Raw genomic sequence first — 22,348 nt, 5'->3', positions numbered from 1 at the left:
GCCATGCCGAGCTTCTTCATCGACAGGCCGATCTTCGCCTGGGTGGTCGCGCTTTTCATCTGCTTGATCGGTGCGATCGCGGTGCCGCTGCTGCCGATCGCGCAGTACCCGATCATCGCGCCGCCCTCGATCTCGATCTCGACCAGCTATCCCGGCGCCTCGCCGGAAAATCTCTACAACAGCGTCACGCGGCTGATCGAGGAGGAGCTCAATGGCGCCTCCGGCATCCTCAACTTCGAATCGACCAGCGACTCGCTCGGCCAGGTCGAGATCATCGCCAACTTCCAGCCGGGCACCGATACCAACGACGCCTCGGTGGAGGTCCAGAACCGTATCAAGCGCGTCGAGGCGCGTCTGCCGCGTGCGGTGATGCAGCAGGGCATCCTGATCGAGGAGGCCTCCAGCGCCGTGCTCCAGATCATCACGCTGAGCTCGACCGACGGCACTCTCGACGAGGTCGGGCTCGGCGACTTCATGATCCGCAACGTGCTGGGCGAGATCCGCCGCATTCCCGGCGTCGGCCGCGCCACGCTGTATTCGACCGAGCGCTCGCTGCGCGTCTGGGTCGATCCAGCCAAGCTCGTCGGCTACGGGCTGACCGCCGACGACGTCAACAAGGCCATCGCGGCCCAGAACGCTCAGGTGGCGTCCGGCAGCATTGGCGCCGAGCCGTCGACGTCCGGCCAACGCACTTCCGCGCTGGTGCTGGTCAAGGGCCAGCTTTCGTCGCCGGATGAATTCGGCGCCATCATCCTGCGCGCCAACGCCGACGGCTCGACCGTGCGCCTGCGCGATGTCGCGCGGATCGAGGTCGGCGGTCTCAGCTACCAGTTCAACACGCGCCTCAACGGCAAACCGACCGCGGGTCTGTCGGTGCTGATGTCGCCGACCGGCAATGCGCTGGCGACCGCGAGCGCGGTCGAGGCGAAGATGAAGGAGCTGTCGCGCTTCTTCCCGGCCAACATCACCTATGAAATTCCCTACAACATCACGCCCGTGGTCGAGGCCTCGATCAAGAAGGTGCTGATGACGCTGGTCGAGGCCGTGGTGCTGGTGTTCGTGGTGATGTTCCTGTTCCTCCAGAACATCCGTTACACCATCATTCCGACCATCGTGGTGCCGGTGGCGCTGCTGGGCGCCTGCACGGTGCTGCTGCTCGCCGGCTATTCCATCAACATGCTCTCGATGTTCGGCATGGTGCTCGCGGTGGGCATCCTCGTCGACGACGCCATCGTCGTGGTCGAGAACGTCGAGCGCATCATGGCCGAGGAAGGGCTGCCGCCGAAGGAAGCGACGCGCAAGGCGATGTCGCAGATCACCGGCGCCATCATCGGCATCACCCTGGTGCTGATGGCGGTGTTCGTGCCGATGGCGTTCTTCCCGGGCTCGGTCGGCATCATCTACCGCCAGTTCTCCGTCACCATGGTCGCCGCGATCGGCTTCTCCGCCTTCCTGGCGCTGTCGCTGACTCCCGCACTGTGTGCGACCCTGCTCAAGCCCGTCGCCAAGGGACACGGTCATTCGAGCAATTTCGTCTTCGGCTGGTTCAACCGCATGCTGGAGTCCGCGCGATTTCGCTACGCGGGTACGGTCGGTTTTTCGCTGAAGCGCACTGGACGCCTGATGCTGGTCTATGTCGCGCTTCTGGTCGGCTTGTCCTGGGCCTTCGTCAGCCTGCCCGGCGGCTTCCTGCCCGTCGACGACCAGGGCTTCGTCACCACCGACGTGCAGACGCCGTCGGATTCGTCCTACGCCCGCACCGAGGCCGTGATCGAGAAGGTCGAAAAATACCTCGCCGCACGGCCGGGCGTCAAAGACGTCACTTTCCTCACGGGCTTCAGTTTCTCCGGCCAGGGCATGAACACCGCGCAGGCCTTCATCACGTTGAAGGACTGGTCGGAGCGTGGGCCGCAGGACTCCGCCGCCGCGATCGTCAACGACGTCAACCGCGACCTGGGGACGTCGGTTCGCGATGCCAAGATCTCGGCGCTGCAGCCGCCGCCGATCGACAATCTCGGCAACTCCTCCGGCTTCTCGTTCCGCCTCCAGGATCGCGGCCAGAAGGGCTATGCGGCCTTGATGCGCGCGGCCGACCAGCTGATTGCGGAGGCCAATGCGAGTCCCGTGCTGCAGAAGGTCTATATCGAAGGCCTGCCCGAGGCTGGTGTCGTCAATCTCATGATCGACCGTGAGAAGGCCGGCGCCTTCGGCGTCACCTTCGAGGACATCAACAACACGATCTCGACCAATCTCGGCTCGAACTACATCAACGACTTCCCGAACCGCGGCCGCATGCAGCGCGTCGTGGTGCAGGCCGACGCGCGCGACCGCATGCGGACCGAGGACATCCTCAATTACAACGTCAAGAACAGCCGCGGCCAACTGGTGCCGTTCTCATCCTTTGCCACGATAGAATGGGCACGCGGCCCGACGCAGATCGCCGGCTTCAACTATTATCCGGCGGTGCGCATCTCCGGCGAAGCTAGGCCCGGCTTCACCTCGGGCGACGCCATCGCGGAGATGGAGCGGCTTGCGGGCAAACTGCCGCGCGGCTTCGGCTATGAATGGACCGGACAATCGCTCCAGGAGAAGCTGTCGGGCTCGCAGGCGCCGTTCCTGCTCGCGCTCTCGGTGTTCGTGGTGTTCCTGTGTCTCGCCGCACTCTATGAAAGCTGGACCATTCCGCTCGCGGTGCTGCTCACCGTGCCGCTCGGCATCGTCGGCGCGGTCGTCGCCGCCATGCTGCGCGGCCTGCCCAACGACGTCTACTTCACCGTCGGCCTGATCACCATCATCGGCCTCGCCGCAAAGGACGCGATCCTGATCATCGAGTTCGCGAAGGATCTGCGCAAGGAAGGCAAGCCGCTGGTGGAAGCCACCATCGAGGCCTGCCGCCTGCGCTTCCGCCCGATCCTGATGACGGGTCTCGCCTTCATCTGCGGCGTGCTGCCGATGGCGATCGCGCATGGTGCCGGCGGCGCCAGCCAGCAGGCGTTGGGCAGCGTCGTGATGGGCGGCATGATCGCGGTGGTGATCCTGGCGCTCCTGATGGTGCCGGTGTTCTTCGTCTCGGTGCAGCGCGTGCTGGGCGGGGATCGGGAGCCGAAGGTCGCGAAGGAAGGCGAAGCCTACGGCCCGCCGGCGCAGGCGCATACCGGGCACTGACGGTTCTTTTCGTCATTCCGCGGCGCGCGCAGCGCGAACTATGATGCGCAATTGCGCATCTGAGAATCCATCGGGCCGCAATCACAGTCGATGAATGGATTCCGGGCCCGCGCCCAATGGCGCGTCCCGGAATGACGGCGGAGTGTGGAGCGCGAGCTCCCGCCTTACGCCGGCTTCCGCAAAATCTTCACCAATTCCCCGTGCACGAACTCGTTGCCGCACACCACGTGCCCGGTCACCAGCGCATCGCCGGGCGTGTCGATGTCGCTCACGGTGCCGCCGGCTTCCTTGACCATGATCTGGCCGGCGGCGATGTCCCAGGGCTGCAGGTTGCGCTCCCAATAGCCGTCGAGGCGGCCGGCGGCGACGAAGGCGAGGTCGAGTGAGGCGGCGCCGAAGCGGCGCAGGCCTGCGACGCGATCCTGAATAGCGGTCATCTCGCGGCGGAATTCCTCGTGGTCGCCGCGTCCGATATGGGGCAGGCCGCAGGCCACCACGCATTCGTTGAGCTGGCGGCGGCCCGCCACGCGCAGGCGCTGGTCGTTGAGGAAGGCACCCTTGCCGCGCTCGGCGATGTAGAGCTCGTCATTGGCGGGGTTGTAGATCACGCCGGCGATCACCGTGCCCTCGCGCGCAAGACCGATCGAGATTGCGAATTGCGGAATGCCGTGCAGGAAGTTGGTGGTGCCGTCGAGCGGATCGACGATCCAGGTGTGGCTCTTGTCGCTGCCCTCACGGTTGCCGCCCTCTTCGCCGATGAAGCCGTAGCCGGGCCGGGCCTTGGCGAGATCCTGGTAGAGCATCTCCTCCGCGCGCTTGTCGGCGAGCGAGACGAAATTCGCCGGTCCCTTCAACGAGACCTGGAGATGCTCGATCTCGCCGAGATCGCGCTTGAGGCTGCGGCCCGCGCGGCGCGCGGCTTTGACCATGACGTTGATAGTGGCTGAATACAGCATGAGCTCTGGACTTGATCGGGGGGGAAGGGCGGCAAATCCCGCCTGTTTGGGGGATTGGGTGCCCTGCGAGCGCCCCAACGTCAAGTCATTTGGTCCCGAGCCATTTCCTGGCGGCGGCCTCCGCCTTGGCCCGCTCCTCGGCCGGCAGTTCGGATAACTGCTTGTCGAGCTCGGGATCGCCCTTGCCGGCTGTTTTGGCCACCAGGTGCCATTTGAAGCCCTCGACCTTGTCGATGGATGTGCCCACGCCGTTGATCAGCACCCATGCCAGCCGGTTCTGCGCGATCGCGCTGCCCTGGCGGGACGCCTTGCGGAGCAGCGCGACGGCCGCCGGCTGGTTCTTCGGCGTGCCGGTGCCGTTGAACATCGCGATCGCATACTCGACCTCGGCATCGACATTGTCGGCGAGCGAGGCGGCCTGGAGCAGCCGCACCGCGCGTTCAGGGTCCTTCGGCACACCGGTGCCTTCCTTGTAGAAGGTCGCGAGCGCGTATTGCGCCTCCGGCAGGCCCGCATCGGCGGCCTGGCGCAGCAGCTCGGCGGACCGCTTGACGTCCTGCGGCAGGGTCTGGCCGTCGAGATAGAGCAGAGCGAGGTTATAGGCCGCCTTGGGCTCGCCGAGCTTGGCGGCGGAGGCCATCAGCCTGACCGCTTCGCCCTTGTCGACGGAGCCGCCGCGGCCCGAAATGCGCAGCATGGCGAGCGCGAACATGGCCTCGCGATCGCCGGCATCCGCGGCGCGCTTGTACCATTCGGCCGCCTTGGCGTAGTCGCGCCGGATGCCCATGGCGTTGGAATAGAGCTCGCCGAGCATGGTCATCGCCTTGGGATCGCCGGCTTGCGCGCGGGCGGTGGCGAGCTCGAACGCCGTCTTGTACTGGCCGCGCTGATAGGCGCCGAACACCAGATCGACGTTGGGATCCTCGGTCGCTGGCGCCGGGATCACGGTCGCGGCCGGCTTGGGCGAGGGCGAAGGCTTGGGCGCGGGCGAAGGTTTGGGCGAGGCCGAAGGTTTCGGCGCGGGTGCGGCCTCCTTCTTGGCGGTCGTGGGCGGCTTGGGCTTTTGCTTTTCCGCGGGTGCGCTCGGCGTTGTGGCCGGCGGGGTGATCTGGAGCTGCGCCGCCGCGGGCGCCGTGAGCAGCAGCGTGGCCAGCATGGTGATGCATGGGAGCTTCATGTCGGGCGCTAGCCGTGCTCCTGGCCCGCAGGATCCTGGCCCGCCGGCGCCGTCGCATGGGCCTTCTTGATCGCAGCATCGACTTCGATCAGCGCGGCCTTGTGCCCGCGCGGATCGGCCCAGATGAAGTCGCCGACCAGCACGAAATCGGCGCCGCTGGCGGCGAAATCGTGGGCCTCTTCCAGCGAAATGGCAAATCCCACGCAGGGCGGCTCGAACAGCTCGGCCCACCAGTCCAGCCGTTCGGCGATGGCCTGGGACGACGGCCGCTGGCCGTTCTTGTCGGGCTCGCCGAACAGCACATAGTCGGCACCCATCTCGCCTGCGCTCATGGAATCGTGGCGCGTCGCGAGGCCGCCAACGCCCGCGATGCGATCGGGCTTGAGCGACGGCGCGGCCTCTTCCAGCGCTGCAAGGCCCGTGAGGTGCGCGCCGTCCGCACCGCCGCGCGCGACGAGGTCAGGATGACCGTCGACGAGGAGCGCTGCGCCCGCCTTCTGCACCGGCGGCGCCAACGCCTTGATGCGCGAGATCATGGTGCGCTGGTCGGTCTCCTTCAGCCGCAGCAGCACGGCGGCGACGTCGGCCGAAGCGAGCAGGTCCGGCAGCTCGGCGACGAGCCTCGCAGGGTCCTCGACAATTGGCGTCGCGAGGTAGAGACGCGGCGCCGGGCGCGGCGGAGGCGGTTTGTTCGACAAGATCTAGGCTGCCTTCTGTTCCAGGCTGCTTTGCCATTCGCCCTTGGACGCCAGCCCGTTCATCCGCGCGCGATGGCTGAAGGCGCGCTGGCCGGCCGCGATGTTCTCGGCCTTGCCGGACCAGGCCTTCTGCGGCGCGGCCTGGAGCGCGCGGCCATAGGAGAAGGTCAGGCCCCAGGGCAGCGGGCCGAGCCTGTGCATGGCGTTGAGATGCGCGGTCGCCTCCTCGTCGGACTGGCCGCCGGAGAGGAAGGCGATACCGGGCACGGCCGCGGGCACGCAGGCCTTGAGCAGCCGTATCGTCTTCTCCGCGACGTCCTCGACGGAAGCCTGCTTCGGACACTTCTTGCCAGAGATCGCCATGTTCGGCTTCAGCACCATGCCTTCGAGCGCGACGCGCTGCACGCGCAACTCCTGAAACGTCTTGTTGAGCACGCGTTGCGTCACCTCATAGCAGCGATCGATGTCATGATCGCCGTCCATCAGCACTTCCGGCTCGACGATCGGCACGATCTGCGCGGCCTGGCACAGCGCGGCATAGCGCGCCAGCGCATGGGCGTTGACGCTGATGGCGGTCATCGAGGGGATGCCCCGGCCGTCAGTGCCGCTGCCGATGTCGATCACCGCGCGCCATTTGGCAAAGCGTGCGCCGCGCTCGTAATATTTCTTCAGCCGCTCGGCGAGCCTGTCGAGGCCCACGGTGACGAGTTCGCCCGGGCACATCGGCAGGGCTTGCGTGCCTTCGTCGACCTTGATGCCGGCAATCGCGCCGCTCTCCTCGATCAGCCTGACCAGCGGCGTGCCGTCCCTGGCATCCTGCCAGATCGTCTCGTCATAGAGGATCACGCCCGAGATGTACTGGCTCATGGCCTCCCTGGAGCGAAACAGCATCTCGCGATAGTCGCGGCGGTTCTCTTCCGTCGATTCCACGCCGATCGCGTCGAAGCGCTTCTTGATGGTGCCGGAGGATTCGTCGGCGGCAAGGATGCCCTTGCCGGGCGCGACCATCTCCGTCGCGATCCTGTTGAGTTCAGTCAGATTCATCGAGGTCCTCCCAAAATGATCCTGCCCTTGCCCGGGAAAATAGACCGTTCTCGGGCAATTGCCGAGTTAACGTTCGTCGCAGGGTCACGGGAGATGCCGGTCATTCCGGGGCGCGCCCCTTGGCGCGAGCCCGGAATCCATCAATCCGCAGCGTTGGTGGCACCATGGATTCCGGGCTCGCGCTCCGCGCGCCCCGGAATGACGGAAGCAGGTGCCTGCGGCCTCACGCCACCTTCGCGATCGCTACGCGACGCGGGGATCGAGCTCGCCCTTGGCGTAGCGCTTGGCCATTTCGGCAGTGGTCAGCACCTTCTTGATCTTGGAGGCCTGGCCCGCCGTATTGAACTCCTGCAGGCGCTGCTTGCACAGCTTGGTCATCGCCTCCATCGCCGGCTTCAGATATTTGCGGGGATCGAACTCTTCCGGGTGCTCCTTCAACACCTTGCGGATCTGGCCGGTCATCGCCATGCGGTTGTCGGTGTCGATGTTGATCTTGCGCACGCCGTTCTTGATGCCGCGCTGGATCTCGGCGACAGGCACGCCCCATGTCGGCTTCATCTTGCCGCCATAGGTGTTGATGATGTCCTGGAGGTCCTGCGGCACTGAGGACGAGCCGTGCATGACGAGATGCATGTTGGGCAGCTTGCGGTGGATCTCCTCGATCACGTTCATGGCGAGGATGTCGCCGTCGGGCTTGCGGGTGAATTTGTAGGCACCGTGCGAGGTGCCCATCGCGATCGCGAGCGCGTCGACCTTGGTCTCCTGCACGAACTTCACGGCTTCGTCCGGATTGGTCAGCAGCTGGTCGTGGCTGAGCTTGCCTTCGGCGCCGTGGCCGTCTTCCTTGTCGCCCATGCCGGTTTCGAGCGAGCCGAGCACCCCTAGCTCACCCTCGACCGAGATGCCGCCCAGATGGGCCATGTCGGTCACGGTCTTGGTGACGCCGACATTGTAGGCCCAGTCGCCGGGGGTCTTGCCGTCGGCCTTGAGCGAGCCGTCCATCATGACGGAGGTGAAGCCGGCCTGGATCGCGGTCATGCAGGTCGCGGGCTCGTTGCCGTGGTCCAGATGCACGCAGACCGGAATGTGCGGGTAGATTTCGGTCACCGCGTCCATCATGTGCTTGAGCATGACGTCGTTGGCGTAGGAGCGGGCGCCGCGCGAGGCCTGGATGATGACGGGCGCGTCGACCTGGTTGGCCGCGTCCATGATCGCCAGCGCCTGCTCCATGTTGTTGATGTTGAAGGCCGGTACGCCGTATTCGTTCTCCGCCGCGTGATCGAGCAGTTGACGTAACGTGATCCGAGCCATCTGTCTTTTTCTCCCGTTGGGGCCTGCAAGGCTGACTTGAAAGGCCGCTTGATTACTTGATACGCAGAACTTCGACGCCCGGCAGGGGCTTGCCTTCCATCCATTCAAGGAACGCGCCACCGGCGGTCGAGACATAGGTGAAGTCACCGGCCACGTGGGCCTGGTTGAGCGCGGCGACGGTGTCGCCGCCGCCCGCGATCGAGATCAGCTTCCTGGCCTTGGTGCGCTCGGCGGCGTGCTTGGCGGCCGCGACCGTGCCGCGGTCGAACGGCTGCATCTCGAAGGCGCCGAGCGGCCCGTTCCAGACCAGGGTCGCCGCATCGTCGATCGCGGCATGGACGCGCGCGATCGATTGCGGGCCGACGTCGAGGATCATGCCGTCGGCCGGAATCGCGTCGAGCCCATAGGCATGCGAGGGCGCGTTGGCGGCGAAATGATAGGCGACCGTGGCGTCCACCGGGAGGATGATGGCGCAGTTGGCGGCGTTCGCCTTCTCCATGATGCGCAGCGCGGTCGGCGCGAGATCCTTCTCGGCCAGCGACTTGCCGACCGCAACGCCCTGGGCGTGCAGGAAGGTGTTGGCCATGCCGCCGCCGATTACGAGCGCATCGACCTTGGTGACGAGATTTTCGAGCAGGTCGATCTTGGTCGAGACCTTTGCGCCGCCGATGATGGCGATGACCGGCTTGGTCGGCGACCCCAGCGCCTTCTCCAGCGCATCGAGCTCGGCCTGCATGGTGCGGCCGGCATAGGCCGGCAGCTTGTGGCCGAGGCCTTCGGTCGAGGCATGGGCGCGGTGCGCCGCCGAGAAGGCGTCATTGACCCAGATGTCGCCGAGCTTGGCGAGCTCCGCGACGAAGGCGGGATCGTTCTTTTCCTCTTCCTTGTGGAAGCGGGTGTTTTCCAGGCACAGGATGTCGCCGTCCTTCAAGCCGGCCACCGCCTTGGCAGCGGGCTCGCCGATGCAATCCTCGGCGAAGCCGACCGGCTTCTTCACGACCTTGGACAGCGCTTCGGCCACGGGCTTGAGCGAGTCCTTGGCATCGCGTCCCTTCGGCCGGCCGAAATGCGCGAGCAAGATGACCTTGCCGCCCTTGTCCGAGATTTCGGTGATGGTCGGCGCGACGCGCTCGAGCCGGGTCGCGTCGGTGACGCGCCCGTTCTCCATGGGCACGTTGAGGTCGACGCGCAGCAATACGCGCTTGCCCTTCACGTCGACGTCGTCGAGGGTGCGGAATTTAGCGGACATCGTTCATCATCCGTGCGTCGGAGTATCGGAATCGGAGAGAGGCAAATGGCCATGGTCGCCACTCCCTCCACCGTCTTTCGGAGACCTCACTGTGAGGCCCTGGCGAAATCCGTACGCGATCAACGCGATCAACAATATGACGCCAGGGATGCCGATCCAGTGAGGAAGCACGTTGCTTCCTCAGATCACCTTCGCCATCGCGACGGCGGTGTCCGCCATGCGGTTCGAGAAGCCCCACTCGTTGTCGTACCAGGACATCACGCGCACCAGGGTGCCGTTCTGCACCTTGGTCTGGTCCTCGTGGAAGGTCGAAGAGTGCGGATCGTGATTGAAGTCGATCGAGACGTTCGGCGCGCTGGTGTAGCCGAGGATGCCCTTGAGCTGCTGCTCGCTGGCGCGCTTCATCGCCGCGTTGATCTCCTTGGCGTCGGTGGCGCGCTTGGCGATGATCTTGAGATCGACCACCGAGACGTTCGGGGTCGGCACGCGGATCGCGACGCCGTCGAGCTTGCCCTTCAGCTCGGGCAGCACGAGGCCGATCGCCTTCGCCGCGCCGGTCGAGGTCGGGATCATCGACATCGCCGCCGCACGGCCGCGATAGAGATCCTTGTGCATGGTGTCGAGCGTCGGCTGGTCGCCGGTATAGGCGTGGATCGTGGTCATGAAGCCGGTCTCGATGCCGACGAGATCGTTCAGCACCTTGGCCACCGGCGCCAGGCAGTTGGTGGTGCAGGAGCCGTTGGAGACGACCATGTGGTCCTTGGTCAGGGTGTCGTGGTTGACGCCGTAGACGATGGTGGCGTCGGCGCCGTCGGCGGGCGCGGAGACCAGCACGCGCTTGGCGCCGGCGGTCAGATGGGCGGAGGCCTTGTCCTTCGAGGTGAAGATGCCGGTGCATTCCAGCGCGATGTCGACGCCGAGATCCTTCCACGGCAGCTTCGAGGGATCGCGCTCGGCGGTCACCTTGATCTTGCCGTTGCCGAGGCTGATGGAGTCGCCATCGACGGTGACGGTGCCGGGGAAGCGGCCATGGACGGAATCGAAACGAAGCAGATGGGCGTTGGTCTCGACCGGGCCGAGATCGTTGATACCGACGACCTCGATGTCCTTGCGGCCTGACTCCGCGATAGCCCGCAGGACGTTGCGGCCGATGCGGCCAAAACCGTTGATTCCGACGCGGACTGCCATGTTTCGTCTCCTTCAATGACCGTTGTCATCCCGCACAACGCGCGGATAGCGCGCCTGCGAGGGTTTTTTAGGGGCGGACGCCCGGTTCGGCCGGGCGGTGCTTGATCATATGGGAGATTAGGTAGTCCTTTTTTGCGGCAAGCTCAACTCTCAGGAAACGCGCTTCAGGACAGCGTTAACCGCAGCCTCGGCGGTAATGCCGAAATGCTTGTAGAGCTCCTTGGCAGGTCCGCTTTCGCCGAAGGAATGCATGCCGATGAATTCCCCATCCTGGCCGATCACGGCGTCCCAGCCCCAGCGTACGGCGGCCTCGATCGCAATCTTCACCGGCGCGTTGCCGATGATGGCGGCGCGCTTGGCCTCTGGTTGCGCTAACAACAGTTCGAGCGAGGGAACGGAGACAACGCGCGCCGCGACGCCGCGTTCCGCGAGCTGCTTCTGGGCGGCGACCGCGATCTCGACTTCCGAGCCGGAGGCGAACAGCGTCGCCTTGGCTTCGCCCTGGGCTGCGACCAGTTCATAGGCCCCAGTCGCGCAGGGATTGTCGTTCGGCGCGGTGGTCCGCAGCTGCGGCAGGTTCTGCCGCGTCAGCGCCAGCACCGTCGGGCCGTCGATGCGGTTGAGCGCGAGCTCCCAGCATTCGGCGACCTCGATGGAATCGCAGGGACGGAAAACGCGCATGTTCGGGATGGCGCGAAGCGCGGCGAGATGCTCGACCGGCTGATGGGTCGGACCGTCTTCGCCGAGGCCGATGGAATCATGCGTCATCACGTAGACGACGCCCGCGCCCATCAGCGCCGCGAGGCGCATCGCGGGACGTGCGTAGTCGGTGAACACCAGGAAGGTCGCGCCGTTCGGCGCAAAGCCGCCGTGCAGGAAGATGCCGTTCATCGCGGCGGCCATGCCGTGCTCGCGGATGCCGTAATGGATGAAGCGGCCCTTCGGCGTCTTGGCCGAGAAGGCGGTCGCCGACTTCGCCTTGTTGTTGTTGGAGCCGGTGAGGTCGGCGGAGCCGGCCAAAAATTCCATCGGCATCGCCGCGGCGATCGCCTCGATCGCCGCTTCCGACGATTTGCGCGTTGCGGCCGTCAGCGGCTTCTCGAGCAGCTCCTTCTTGTGCGCCTTCAGCGCCTTCGCCAGCGAAGCCGGACGCTCATGGCGCAGGCGCCGCTCGAACTCGGCGCGCTTGCGGCTGCCGAGCTCTCCGAGTCGTGCTTCCCATTCCTGACGCGCCGCGGCGCCGCGGCTGCCGGCAGCACGCCACGCCTTCAGCACGTCGTCGGGCACCGAGAACGGCTCGAGCGAGATGCCGAGATTTTCCTTGGCGGCCTTGAGCTCGTCGGCGCCGAGCGCCTCGCCATGCACCTTCGAGGTGCCTTGCTTGTGCGGCGCGCCGAAGCCGATGGTGGTGCGGCAGGCGATCAGCGTCGGCTTGCTGGATTTCTGCGCGCGCGCGATGGCGGCGGCGATGGCGGCCTGGTCGTGGCCGTCGATCTTCTCGGCGGCCCAGCCCGCCGACTTGAAGCGCTTCACCTGGTCGACGGAATCGGAGATCGAGGTCGGGCCGTCGATCGAGATGCCGTTGTCGTCATAGAGCACGATCAGCTTGTTGAGCTTCCAGTGCCCGGCCATCGCGATCGCTTCCTGCGACACGCCCTCCATCAGGTCGCCATCGGAGGCGAGCACATAGGTGTGGTGATCGACGATCTTCTTGCCGAACTCGGCCGCCAGCATCTTCTCGGCGAGCGCCATGCCGACCGCGGTCGAGATGCCCTGTCCGAGCGGCCCCGTGGTGGTCTCGATGCCCTTGGTGCGGAAGTTCTCGGGGTGGCCGGGGGTGAGCGAGTCGACCTGGCGGAACTGCTTGATCTGGTCCAGCGTCATCTCGGCATTGCCGGTGAGATACAGCAGCGAATAGAGCAGCATCGAGCCGTGGCCGGCCGAGAGCACGAAGCGGTCGCGGTCCGGCCAGGCGGGCGCGGCGGCATCGAATTTCAGGAACTGGGTGAAGAGCACCGTGGCGATGTCGGCAGCGCCCATCGGCAGGCCGGGATGGCCCGACTTGGCCTTCTCGACGGCGTCCATCGAAAGGCCGCGGATCGCGTTGGCCATACGGGAGTGATCGACCTGCGTCATGTCTGAAATCCGTCTGAAACGAGGCGCTTGGAGGCGAGGTACGCCCGCGCGGGAGGAGCCTGGCGGCCACTGAAAGTCGGGGCTGGGATAGCACCTCGGTTCCGGGAGTCCAAGGCGGTCAAACGCCGGTTCGGCCGTAAAAGTTGCCGTGCGGAGATCGGTTTTCCCCCGGGATCGTGCCGGATGGAATCCGACGATTCGCAGCCGCATCCCGATTGATCGGTGCATAGTTTTGCGGCGGCGTTGCGCTGGGCTAGCTTGCCACGTAAATTTCTGCTTCTAACCGCTTGCCGAACCGAGTCTTTTGCCGGACGGCAAGCTCCAGGGAAAGGCCACTGGGCAAAGGCCGCCAGGTTCCGCCGCTGACTGCATGAACGATCGCGTGTCCAACAGTTCCGCCATGACGGAATCATCCGCCGTCGAGATCGAGATTGCGACCCGCAGGCTCACGGCGGCGCTCGACGCGCTCGAAAGCGCGGTGGAGCGGCGGCGCGATGCCGATCGCGACGAGAACGAGCTCGCGGCGCGGATTCAGGCGCTCGGCGCCGATCGGTCGCGGCTCGCCGACGAACTCGACGGCGCGCTGGTGAAGGCCCGCAAGCTCGAGCGCACCAATCGCGAGATCTCCGACCGGCTGGATTCCGCAATCGTCACGATACGCTCGGTGCTCGATACCGGAGAGGACGGATGAGCCACATCAACGTCACCATCAATGGCCGGCAATATCGCATGGCCTGCGAGGAGGGCCAGGAGGTGCGGCTGCTCAAGCTCGCCGAAACCCTGGAAACCCGCATCCAGTCCTTGCGCGGAAAGTTCGGCGAGATCGGCGATGCGCGCCTCACGGTAATGGCGGCGCTCACCGTGTGCGATGAACTGATCGACACCAGCAACCGCGTCCGCACGCTGGAGCAGGAGCTGACCGAGCTCAGGGACTTCCGCAACGCCGCCGTTGAGCGCGCCCGGATGACGCAGACCGCGGTGGTGAACGCACTCAACGCCGCGGCCGAACGCATCGAGAAGTCGACCCAGGTGCTGAACCGCACCGTCGGCAACGGGATTGCGATCGGGTAGGAATGCTGCCGTTAGGCTTGCGCAAGCGCCTCGTCCTTCGAGACGCCCGCTTTGCGCGGGCTCCTCAGGATGAGGCTGACCGGCGGCTTTGCCTGTAGAAGTGGCTGCTAAGCACTCAGTCCTCATCCTGAGGGCCCGCCGCAGGCGGGCGTCTCGAAGGATGGCCGCGAGCGTATTCGCGCCACTGGCGATTCGTCAGTATCGTTGTTACATTGCCTGGGCGAGGCTGCGACGTGCGTCAGGAGCCATATATCCCCGGGGCCTTATCGATCCTTTAGGGAACTGTCCCTGGCCGGGCCCGTGGGCCCGGACATATGGTGCCCACCTACTTTCGTAGGGAACTCCGGGATCGAGTGCTTCAACGGCGTACGCGGCTTCGCACTTTTGTTTGCTTGGTTGTGCCTGTCGAAACGACTGCGGCCAATTCAGTAGGTGTCATTCCCCGCGAAAGCGGGGAATCCAGTACGCCGCGGCCTTTGTGTGAATCACCACCGCCTCTGGAATACTGGATCACCCGCATTCGCGGGTGATGACGTGGGGACCGAAGCATGCCCAACTCCAAAGCCGAGCTTCGTGCCAAAGCCCTCGCCAGGCGCGACGCGCTGAGCGACAAGAAACGCGCTGCCGCCGCTGCCAAGCTCGCCAAGCGCGGGCTGCCGTTCGAGCTCATGCCCGGCAGCATCGTCTCCGGCTACTCGCCGATCCGCAGCGAGATCGATCCGCTGCCGCTGATGAAGCGGCTCGCCGAGCAGGGCGCAAAGCTGGCGCTGCCTTGCGTCACCGCGCGCGGCCAGTCGCTGGTCTTCCGCATCTTCCATCCGAGCGACCGCTTGATGCTCGGCCCGCTCGGCATTCCCGAGCCGTCGCCGGCGGCCGCCGAAGTGATCCCGGACATCATGCTGACGCCGCTGGCCGCCTTCGATCGTCTCGGCCATCGCATCGGCTATGGTGCGGGGCATTACGATTTCACCTTCGCGCATCTGCGCAAGACCAAGAATATCCTCGGCATCGGGCTTGCTTTTGCAGCGCAAGAGATCGAGGCCGTTCCGGCACTAGCCCACGACGTGGCGCTGGATTATGTGCTAACGGAATCGGACGTGTTCGATTTCCGGAGTTCTGAAGTTGCGCATTCTCTTCGTGGGTGACGTCGTCGGCCGTAGCGGGCGCACGGCAATCGCCGAATATCTGCCCGGCATGGTCAAGGATTGGTCCCTCGATCTCGTCGTCGTCAACGGCGAGAATTCCGCCGGCGGGTTCGGCATCACCGAAGCGATCTATCAGGAATTCCTCGACGCCGGCGCCGACGCGGTGACGCTCGGCAATCATTCCTGGGACCAGCGCGAGGCCCTCGTCTTCATCGAGCGCGCCGAGCGCCTGGTGCGTCCCGCGAACTATCCGCGCGGCACGCCCGGCCGCGGCGCCGCTCTGGTCGAGACCAAGAACGGCAGGCACGCCCTCGTCGTCAACGCCCTGGGCCGCGTCTTCATGACCCCGTTCGACGATCCCTTTGCAGCGCTCGAGCGCGAGCTCGGCGCCTGTCCGCTCGGCGTTGCCGCCGACGCCATCGTCGTCGATTTTCATTGCGAGGCGAGCAGCGAGAAGCAGGGTATCGGCTTCTTCTGCGACGGCCGCGCCAGCCTCGTCGTCGGCACGCACACCCATGTGCCGACCGCCGACCACCAGATCCTCGCAGGCGGCACCGCCTACATGACCGATGCCGGCATGACCGGCGATTACGATTCCATCATCGGCATGCAGAAGGAAGAGCCACTGCGCCGGTTCACGTCCGGCATTCCGTCAGCCCGCTTCGAGCCGGCCGCGGGCGCGGCAACGCTCAGCGGCGTCGCGGTAGAGACGGACGATGCGACGGGGCTCGCGCTGAAGATTGCGCCGGTGCGCATGGGTGGAAGGCTGGAGCCGGCGACGCCGAAATTCTGGTTGAGCTGAAACGCGAAGCCAAATCACCCGGTGTCGTCCCGGCGAAAGCCGGGACCCATACCGCCTGATCTATCGATAGCGTGCGGTGCCCGTACCGAAACGGGTGGTGCGGCGCTCGATCCGCAGCCATCGTAGATGTGCCAAAGTGATGGTGCACCTTGCGCGAGTGGAAGTGCTGCGCTTGAATGCTACCATTTCGAGCAGGCGATGGCGCACTCGGGGCCAGAGGACGGAAATCTACATGGCAGAGAAGTCGGTGGTAGATGCAATAGTCGCATCCCCCTCTGAGAGCTTAACGGTGGAGATCAAGACTTGGATCGATCCGACGCAGCCAGCAGGCATTGCAAAAATCGCTAAGGGAGCGATGGCTCTCCGCAATCGCAATGGGGGCTTTTTTGTTATCGGCTTCGACGACAAGACCTTGATGCCAGATGCAGCTAAGCGACCGGCGAACGCCGACGCGATTTTCCATGTAGATGTCATCCAGGGGATCATCTCAAAATACGCCTCTGAGCCATTTGAGATTGCTGTAACTTGGAGCGAACGCGACGGGGTATTGTACCCAGTGATATCAGTGCCATCTGGCGTCAAAGTGCCTGTCGCAGCTAAACGCGAGCTCAAAGACGGTTCGCAAACTCTGATAAGAAACAATGCCGTCTATTTCCGGTCTCTTTCGTCGAACGGCACTGTCAGCACCTCTGAGGCGCTAGCACGCGATTGGGCAGAAATAGTTGAGATTTGCTTTGATAATCGAGAGGCGGACGTAGGGCGGTTCATTCGCCGCCATTTGCCCGGGCTTGATTTAAGTTCATTGTTGAAGCTTTCGACGAGCCAGTCACAGGCGCCAACGCTCTGCGATAGAGCATTGGGCGTCATAGATGCTGGTGAGAGCCGATACAAAGAGCGCATCGACAATCGGAAGCTTTCTGCCGAGCAGAAGCCACTCGTCGGGCGCGCCTTTTGGAGTGTTGCCCTCGTCGTTGACCCACCCCGGCAAAACGCTATCGCCAATCAGGAGTTGCTAGATCGCTTGGCAGTCAGCAATCCTCGATATACTGGGTGGCCTGTCTGGATGGACGCTAGAACGATGTCCGACGCAGAAAATCGCACGAAAGTGCGAGAGGGCGCATTCGAATACCTCGTTGTGTCCGCATCACCGGAGTTCTCGGATCACATCGATTTTTCCCGTCTTGATCCTAAAGGTGAGTTCTTTCTCCACAGGCTTCTTCAAGATGACGGTGTACCTGCTCGAATTCGGCCCGGTCACGTGCTCGATCCGACGCTAATGATCTTGCGAGTGGCAGAGGCAATGGCGGTCGGCATTGCGCTGTCCAGAGCTTTGGGCTGCGAGCCGGAGAAAACGACTCTTGGTTTTGCCTTCCGGTGGCACCAGCTATCAGGAAGATCGCTGACCAATTGGGCGAACCAACAATACATCTTGCGGGATGGCGGCAAAGCGCATGATGATATCGTCGAAACGTGCGTTCAATTGCCACTTGAGACACCGCTTTCAGCTCTTCCCCAATTTGTCGACGACGCGACCAAGCGACTGTTTGCTGCTTTTGATGGCGCAACTGTGCCCATCATTACCACCGAGAGCTTGGTCAAAAAGCTTCTTGAGCGCCGCTTGTAGAGTGAGACTGTCAAGTGACCGCGCCCCGCGCCGCGACGGGCCAAAGTGCCTCCACGCGGGCATCCGGCGTGTTGAAGCCGCGCACGCCGACATACCAGTCGTAGAGATTGACGGTCGGGTCGCAATGGCCGGGGATCAGCGTCACCCTGTCGCCGATCGTCAGCCGTGACGACGCGCTGCCATAGTCGAGCAGGCCGTGCTCGTCGGAGGGCCGGTGATAGCGCAAATCGGGCCGGCCGAGCACGACCGGAAATCCGCTGTCGTTCGACAGGGCCTTGTGGCCGGCATCGATGACCACGCGTTCGCCTGCGCCGGTGCTCATCACGGTCGCGATCACGAACAGCGCATGCTCGAACGGATTGGCGTTGCGCGCGCCATCGGCGACGTTTTTGGCGTAGTCGGCGTCCATGAAGATATAGGAGCCCGCCTGCAATTCGTTCCAGATGCTGCTCGCGCCTTCGAGCTCGAACGTCCCGGTGCCCGCACCGCCAACGGTACGGCATTGAAAGCCTGCTTCCTCGAGGACGCGCAGTGTCTCCGCGGTGGCGTTCGCGGCAGCGGCGATGGCCGCGTGCCGCTCCTCCGGCGTGCGCAAATGCTGGGCGGCGCCGTGATAGGCCTGCAAGCCGCCGAACGACAGGAAGCGCGAGCCCGCCACCTGCCGCGCCAGGGTGGCTGCCGCCGGCCCCGGCCTGACGCCGCAGCGACCGGCACCGACGTCGATTTCGACCAGGACTTCGATGTGCGATCCCGCCCGCTCCGCGGCGTGCGCCAGTTGCTCGACAACGATTGCATCGTCGACGCACACGCTGATGCGGGCATGGCGCGCCAGCGCGGCGAGCCGTTCCAGCTTCCGCACGCCTACCACCTCGTTACTGACGAGCACGTCGCTCACGCCGCCCGCCACCAGGACCTCGGCCTCGGCGACCTTCTGGCAGCACATGCCGACCGCGCCGCGCGCGATCTGCTTGGCCGCAATGATCGGTGATTTGTGGGTCTTTGCGTGCGGACGCAAGCGAACGCCGAGCTTGCCGACCTGTGCCGCCATCGTGTCGAGATTGCGCTCGAAGGCGTCGAGGTCGATGATCAGCGCCGGTGTATCGATCTCGGAAAACGGCGCGCCGATTTGGGCGGGTGGACAGGACATCGAAAACCATCTGATTGTGTTCGGGTTCGCGCCCCGAATGCGCGGCGGCATGTCTAGGGCAACATCGGCCGCCGCACCAGTGCAGGCGGCTTTTGGTGCTCGGCAGGCGGCGGGGGAGAACCGCACGCCTCTCACAATTTCGGAATAATGGCAATCTACCCCTGTTTTGCCCGACAAATCAAACCGCTTCGCTGACGTCCCAATGCGAGTCGTTGGCGCCATCGCAAGCCGTTGATTCCATTGACCCCGCCTACTGTGCATGGGGTTGTTTTCGAACTTTTTGTTTTGGCGAGGCCGGAGCGCGGTCGCGCAACGGCCGTCAGCCCTGCCGAAAGCCCATCCGGAAGGCGCCCCAATGCTTGCCGCGGATGACGATCGGCGAGGACAGATCCTTCATCAGCACGAACTGCCCGCCGCCCATGTCGCGGCGGTAGGTCTGCAGCAGGAACGGCTTCGTGCTGCCTGCGACCTTCTTCACCGTGCGGTCGGTGAACAGGCGGCGGTTGCGGCAATTGGCGTTGTTCCAGACCGGGTCCTTGCCCTGCGGCAGGCGGTAGTTCGGATTGTGGGTCGGCAGATAGCCGCTCCTTGCCCAGGCGACGCAGTAGACGATGCGCGGATCCGATTTCTGGATCGGGTCCTGGATCGCGGGCAGCACGCGATCGGTGAAGTCGACGTAGTTGGTGAGGTACTGCCGTGGATCGGTGCCGGGGATCTCCCGGTAGGTCTCGTCCATGAGCTGGTCGAGCGTGATCTCGCCGCGCTCGATCGCAGCCTCGAACTCGGCGGAGATGCGTTTGGCGGTCTCGACCACCACGCGGATCAGCGGCGTGTCCGACGTCTCCACGTCGCTGTCGGCGATCAGCGCGATCAGGCCTTCGGAGGCGTCGAGCAGCTTCGCCACGCGCTCGTCGGCGTTCTTGAGATCGCGCGAGGACAGGTCGACGCCCTTGGCGAGCTCGTTGAGCTCGCTGATGACGGTGTCGCAATGCCCGAGGTTGGAGGTCGCCGCGCGCGTGACGCTGCCGATCTCCGCTTCCACGGAGGCAAAGCCCTGCTGGACGCGCGAGATGATGCCGGAGATCGCTTGCGCGCCTTCGCCGGCGGTCTTGGCACGCTGCGAAGCGTCGCTGCTCTCGCCGATCAGGCCTTCGATCTGGCCGTCGAGATCGCGCACGGTGTCGGAGATCTGGTGCGTGGCCTGGCGGGTGGCTTCCGCGAGGTTCTTGACCTCGCTCGCGACCACCGCGAAGCCGCGGCCGGCGTTGCCGGCGCGCGCCGCTTCGATGGTTGCGTTCAGCGCCAGCAGGTTGGTCTGCTTCGCGATCGCCTCGATCGAGCCGGATACCTTTGCCACCTGCGCCAGTGCCGAGCCGACGGCACTGAGGCGCGCCTCGATCCGCTCCACGGCCGCGACCAGCTCGGAGATGTGGCTGACCGCGGTATCGACCGCGCCGCGCGATTGCACGATCTCGCCGACCGCCGCGGACGTCGTCGTTTGCACGGCCTGCGACGCGTTGGCGATGTCGTGGTTGGCCGACACCATGGTCTCGGCCGTCTTCTGCAGGTGGTGGAAGCGTTCCGACTGGCTCGCGACGCGGTTTGCGACCTCCTGGACGTTGCCGGCGATGTCGGCGAGTTCCACGCCGAGGCCGCCGATGCGGTCGGCGAGCTGGTCGATCAGCCGTTCGGCGAGGGTGCGGTTGGAGCCGGTGTCCATGACGGCAAGTTGTACGACGGACATGTTCGATGAGTCCTCCAGTCAGAGCCGTTCACCGGCTCGGTGGCATTCCCATTCCAGATTCGACCTTAGAGGATGATTCGCCCCTGCCGTCTTGCCTGAGCGTGCACTACAGCTTGTAGGCCGTGCGAAATCCGCCCCAGTGCCGGCCCTGCGCGCGGATCGGCACGTCGATCTCGCGCATCATCACGGTGTTGCCGTTGCCCATGTCCCGCGCATAGCTCTGGACCAGGTACGAGCGCAGGTTGCGCGCGGCAGCCAACCCCGCCGGATCGTTGAACATCCGCCGATTGCGGCTGTTGGCCGTGTTCCAGGCGACGTCGCCGGGCCGCTGCGGATGCGAATAGATCTTGTTGTGCACCGGCAGGAAGCCGTTGCGGTCGACCATGGCGCAGAACGCCATCCGCGGTTCCCTCGCCAGAAACGCCTCCTGGAACGGCGGCAGGGCGCGGTCGGCCCAGTCGAGATATTTCGTGCGGTATTGCTGCGGATTGGTGCCGGCAATCTCCACGTAGTCCGTGTCGAACAGGTCCTCCAGCTTGACTTCGCCGCGCGCAACCGCCTGCTCGAATATCTTCGTCAGCGCATTGCCCGCCTCCATGGCGCGGGTGACCAGCTCCGTGCTCTCCTCATGGATCGACCAGAGCTTGTCCTCGATCTTCTCGTTGAGCGCGGCGCTGGGACCCGCGAATTGCGCGCGGGCGCCGGCCTTGGATTGCTCGACCACGCGAAGGCGGCAGGCGCCGATGTCTTCGAGGGTGCCTTCGATCATCGCTTGCGGCGCGAGCCGGCTCGCGTCCGTGCCGCCGATCAGCACGCCGTCCATCGCGACTTCATAGACCGGCATCACGCCGCGCGCGGTCTCGAACTTGAGGTGGCAGGGCAGCCGCTCGGTCTTGCGGCGGTCGGCGTGCTCGCTCTGGCGGAGCAGCACGGCGCAACGCGATTTCAGCTTCTGCGCAAAAGTGGTGACGGCCTTGCCGGCACTGGCGACGTTCGCGCCATGGGTCTCGGCCGCCTTGGTCGCGGCATCGATCTCGGCCGCGCTCTCGCCCACCGACACGATGAACTCCGACGCGCTGGCGGCGTTGCCCGAGACTTCGCTGGTGGTCGCGTTCTGCTCGGCGACGGCGCCGTTGACGGTCTCGAACACCGGGCGGATCGCCTCGATCGCCTGCGAGATGCGATGCACCGCGTCCGCGGAGCCGGCGGCATCGCGCTGGAGCGCGTCGATCTTCCGGGTGATCTCCTCGGTCGCTCCTTGCGTCTGCACCGCGAGGGCCTTGACCTCGGTGGCGACGACCGCAAATCCCTTACCCGCAGCGCCCGCGCGCGCGGCTTCGATGGTCGAGTTGAGCGCGAGCAGCGTCGTCTGCCGTGCGATCTGTGCGATCAGATTGACGACGTTGCCGATGGCGGCGGAGGACTCGCGCAAGCGATCGACATTGGCGCGGGCTTCCTGCGCCGCGGCGCTGGCCTCGTCGGCGAGCTTGCCGGCATTGCGGACCTGCGCACCGATCCCCTGGGCGGACTGGGTGAACTTGTCGGCGGCATGGGCGAAGGTGGAGGCGGTCGACTGCGCCGCGTTGGTCCGGCCGGTCAGGGCATCGGTGCGGTCGCGAATGGCGGCAAGCGTCGCGGCGGTGGCCTCGGCGCCGCCGGCCACCGAATTGGCGGCGCGCTCGAGCTGGCGGATCATGGCGCCGAGCTCGAGTTCCAGCAATTCCAGGATCTCCCGGGCCGAATCACCCTCGGCGGCCGCGGCCGGCTCGGAGTGGGCCGCCGGCTGCGGAGCCTCCGGGGCTGTCGCAGGCTCAGCCTGGTCCGGCAGACGCTTCCGAAATAATCCGAACGCCATCGGGTCTCTCTTGCGGGGGGACGGTCGGGCGCTATT

At 65.2% G+C, this 22,348-nt stretch carries 17 protein-coding genes and 1 other RNA gene; 7 read left to right on the top strand and 11 right to left on the bottom strand.

Translation table 11 applies throughout. The features are described from left to right. The first annotated feature begins 3 nt into the window (after nt 1-3). On the top strand, nt 4-3,165 hold the full coding sequence (locus tag AX729_RS17285; protein WP_061025114.1) for a multidrug efflux RND transporter permease subunit: 3,162 nt from the start codon (nt 4-6) through the stop codon (nt 3,163-3,165). A 164-nt stretch (nt 3,166-3,329) separates the two neighbouring features. Here AX729_RS17285 and AX729_RS17280 read toward each other — a convergent pair whose 3' ends face one another. The 8 genes from AX729_RS17280 to tkt form a co-directional block, all read right to left on the bottom strand. After that, a complete protein-coding gene (locus AX729_RS17280; RefSeq protein ID WP_061025112.1) occupies nt 3,330-4,121 on the bottom strand; it encodes an inositol monophosphatase family protein in 792 nt (263 codons plus the stop codon). Between the two features lie 85 nt (nt 4,122-4,206). Next, the gene (locus AX729_RS17275; RefSeq protein WP_061025109.1) at nt 4,207-5,298 is read right to left on the bottom strand and encodes a tetratricopeptide repeat protein; all 1,092 of its coding nucleotides are present in this window, start codon (nt 5,296-5,298) and stop codon (nt 4,207-4,209) included. Between the two features lie 8 nt (nt 5,299-5,306). Next, entirely contained in the window at nt 5,307-5,996 is a 690-nt protein-coding gene (locus tag AX729_RS17270) for a thiamine phosphate synthase (RefSeq protein ID WP_061025107.1), read from the bottom strand. 3 nt (nt 5,997-5,999) lie between these two features. Then, nucleotides 6,000-7,040 (bottom strand): class I fructose-bisphosphate aldolase, encoded by a 1,041-nt coding sequence (locus tag AX729_RS17265; protein ID WP_061025106.1) that lies wholly within the window; start codon nt 7,038-7,040, stop codon nt 6,000-6,002. Between the two features lie 243 nt (nt 7,041-7,283). Further along, on the bottom strand, nt 7,284-8,351 hold the full coding sequence (fba, locus tag AX729_RS17260; protein WP_061025104.1) for a class II fructose-bisphosphate aldolase: 1,068 nt from the start codon (nt 8,349-8,351) through the stop codon (nt 7,284-7,286). A gap of 52 nt (nt 8,352-8,403) precedes the next feature. Beyond that, complete coding sequence (locus tag AX729_RS17255) at nt 8,404-9,600, bottom strand: phosphoglycerate kinase (RefSeq protein WP_061025101.1); 1,197 nt, start codon at nt 9,598-9,600, stop codon at nt 8,404-8,406. 180 nt (nt 9,601-9,780) lie between these two features. Then, nucleotides 9,781-10,788 carry a type I glyceraldehyde-3-phosphate dehydrogenase gene (gap, locus tag AX729_RS17250; protein ID WP_061025099.1) on the bottom strand — a complete coding sequence of 336 codons (1,008 nt, stop codon included), beginning with the start codon at nt 10,786-10,788 and terminating at the stop codon, nt 9,781-9,783. A 150-nt stretch (nt 10,789-10,938) separates the two neighbouring features. Continuing rightward, on the bottom strand, nt 10,939-12,924 hold the full coding sequence (tkt, locus tag AX729_RS17245) for a transketolase (RefSeq protein WP_061025097.1): 1,986 nt from the start codon (nt 12,922-12,924) through the stop codon (nt 10,939-10,941). 370 nt (nt 12,925-13,294) lie between these two features. On the opposite strand from tkt, the gene AX729_RS17240 reads away from it, so the two are divergent. The 6 genes from AX729_RS17240 to AX729_RS17215 all read left to right on the top strand — a co-directional run bounded on the left by AX729_RS17240 (nt 13,295) and on the right by AX729_RS17215 (nt 17,566). Further along, a complete protein-coding gene (locus tag AX729_RS17240; RefSeq protein ID WP_014439722.1) occupies nt 13,295-13,615 on the top strand; it encodes a DUF4164 domain-containing protein in 321 nt (106 codons plus the stop codon). Next, the gene (locus tag AX729_RS17235; RefSeq protein ID WP_061025095.1) at nt 13,612-13,995 is read left to right on the top strand and encodes a cell division protein ZapA; all 384 of its coding nucleotides are present in this window, start codon (nt 13,612-13,614) and stop codon (nt 13,993-13,995) included. The genes AX729_RS17240 and AX729_RS17235 overlap by 4 nt, the downstream gene beginning before the upstream one ends. A gap of 220 nt (nt 13,996-14,215) precedes the next feature. Then, nucleotides 14,216-14,376: non-coding RNA, 6S RNA (gene ssrS / locus AX729_RS17230), on the top strand. 167 nt (nt 14,377-14,543) lie between these two features. Then, the gene (locus tag AX729_RS17225; RefSeq protein WP_061025093.1) at nt 14,544-15,140 is read left to right on the top strand and encodes a 5-formyltetrahydrofolate cyclo-ligase; all 597 of its coding nucleotides are present in this window, start codon (nt 14,544-14,546) and stop codon (nt 15,138-15,140) included. Then, complete coding sequence (locus AX729_RS17220; RefSeq protein WP_061025091.1) at nt 15,118-15,942, top strand: TIGR00282 family metallophosphoesterase; 825 nt, start codon at nt 15,118-15,120, stop codon at nt 15,940-15,942. The genes AX729_RS17225 and AX729_RS17220 overlap by 23 nt, the downstream gene beginning before the upstream one ends. A gap of 232 nt (nt 15,943-16,174) precedes the next feature. Continuing rightward, nucleotides 16,175-17,566, top strand: coding sequence for a hypothetical protein (locus AX729_RS17215; RefSeq protein ID WP_063817254.1), 1,392 nt, complete (start codon nt 16,175-16,177; stop codon nt 17,564-17,566). Nucleotides 17,567-17,576: 10 nt separating this feature from the next. Here AX729_RS17215 and AX729_RS17210 read toward each other — a convergent pair whose 3' ends face one another. The 3 genes from AX729_RS17210 to AX729_RS17200 form a co-directional block, all read right to left on the bottom strand. Continuing rightward, nucleotides 17,577-18,713 (bottom strand): DSD1 family PLP-dependent enzyme, encoded by a 1,137-nt coding sequence (locus AX729_RS17210; RefSeq protein WP_061025087.1) that lies wholly within the window; start codon nt 18,711-18,713, stop codon nt 17,577-17,579. Nucleotides 18,714-19,032: 319 nt separating this feature from the next. Continuing rightward, the gene (locus AX729_RS17205) at nt 19,033-20,457 is read right to left on the bottom strand and encodes a methyl-accepting chemotaxis protein (protein ID WP_061025085.1); all 1,425 of its coding nucleotides are present in this window, start codon (nt 20,455-20,457) and stop codon (nt 19,033-19,035) included. Between the two features lie 106 nt (nt 20,458-20,563). Then, nucleotides 20,564-22,312 (bottom strand): methyl-accepting chemotaxis protein, encoded by a 1,749-nt coding sequence (locus tag AX729_RS17200; RefSeq protein WP_061025083.1) that lies wholly within the window; start codon nt 22,310-22,312, stop codon nt 20,564-20,566. Between the last annotated feature and the right edge of the window lie 36 nt (nt 22,313-22,348).

Source organism: Bradyrhizobium sp. CCH5-F6 (assembly GCF_001556045.1).
Classification (GTDB): Bacteria; Pseudomonadota; Alphaproteobacteria; order Rhizobiales; family Xanthobacteraceae; genus Bradyrhizobium.
Note: the sequence above shows the minus strand (reverse complement) of the source record. Positions and strands in the feature narration are given on the sequence as shown.

Bases quoted from the DNA above. Each gene is read 5' to 3' on its own strand.
- AX729_RS17225 (WP_061025093.1), top strand. From the start codon at position 14,544: ATGCCCAACTCCAAAGCCGAGCTTCGTGCCAAAGCCCTCGCCAGGCGC.
- AX729_RS17240 (WP_014439722.1), top strand. From the start codon at position 13,295: ATGAACGATCGCGTGTCCAACAGTTCCGCCATGACGGAATCATCCGCC.
- AX729_RS17205 (WP_061025085.1), bottom strand. From the start codon at position 20,457: ATGTCCGTCGTACAACTTGCCGTCATGGACACCGGCTCCAACCGCACC.
- AX729_RS17285 (WP_061025114.1), top strand. From the start codon at position 4: ATGCCGAGCTTCTTCATCGACAGGCCGATCTTCGCCTGGGTGGTCGCG.
- tkt (WP_061025097.1), bottom strand. From the start codon at position 12,924: ATGACGCAGGTCGATCACTCCCGTATGGCCAACGCGATCCGCGGCCTT.
- gap (WP_061025099.1), bottom strand. From the start codon at position 10,788: ATGGCAGTCCGCGTCGGAATCAACGGTTTTGGCCGCATCGGCCGCAAC.
- AX729_RS17210 (WP_061025087.1), bottom strand. From the start codon at position 18,713: ATGTCCTGTCCACCCGCCCAAATCGGCGCGCCGTTTTCCGAGATCGAT.
- AX729_RS17255 (WP_061025101.1), bottom strand. From the start codon at position 9,600: ATGTCCGCTAAATTCCGCACCCTCGACGACGTCGACGTGAAGGGCAAG.
- AX729_RS17215 (WP_063817254.1), top strand. From the start codon at position 16,175: ATGGCAGAGAAGTCGGTGGTAGATGCAATAGTCGCATCCCCCTCTGAG.
- AX729_RS17235 (WP_061025095.1), top strand. From the start codon at position 13,612: ATGAGCCACATCAACGTCACCATCAATGGCCGGCAATATCGCATGGCC.
- AX729_RS17200 (WP_061025083.1), bottom strand. From the start codon at position 22,312: ATGGCGTTCGGATTATTTCGGAAGCGTCTGCCGGACCAGGCTGAGCCT.
- AX729_RS17265 (WP_061025106.1), bottom strand. From the start codon at position 7,040: ATGAATCTGACTGAACTCAACAGGATCGCGACGGAGATGGTCGCGCCC.
- fba (WP_061025104.1), bottom strand. From the start codon at position 8,351: ATGGCTCGGATCACGTTACGTCAACTGCTCGATCACGCGGCGGAGAAC.
- AX729_RS17280 (WP_061025112.1), bottom strand. From the start codon at position 4,121: ATGCTGTATTCAGCCACTATCAACGTCATGGTCAAAGCCGCGCGCCGC.
- AX729_RS17275 (WP_061025109.1), bottom strand. From the start codon at position 5,298: ATGAAGCTCCCATGCATCACCATGCTGGCCACGCTGCTGCTCACGGCG.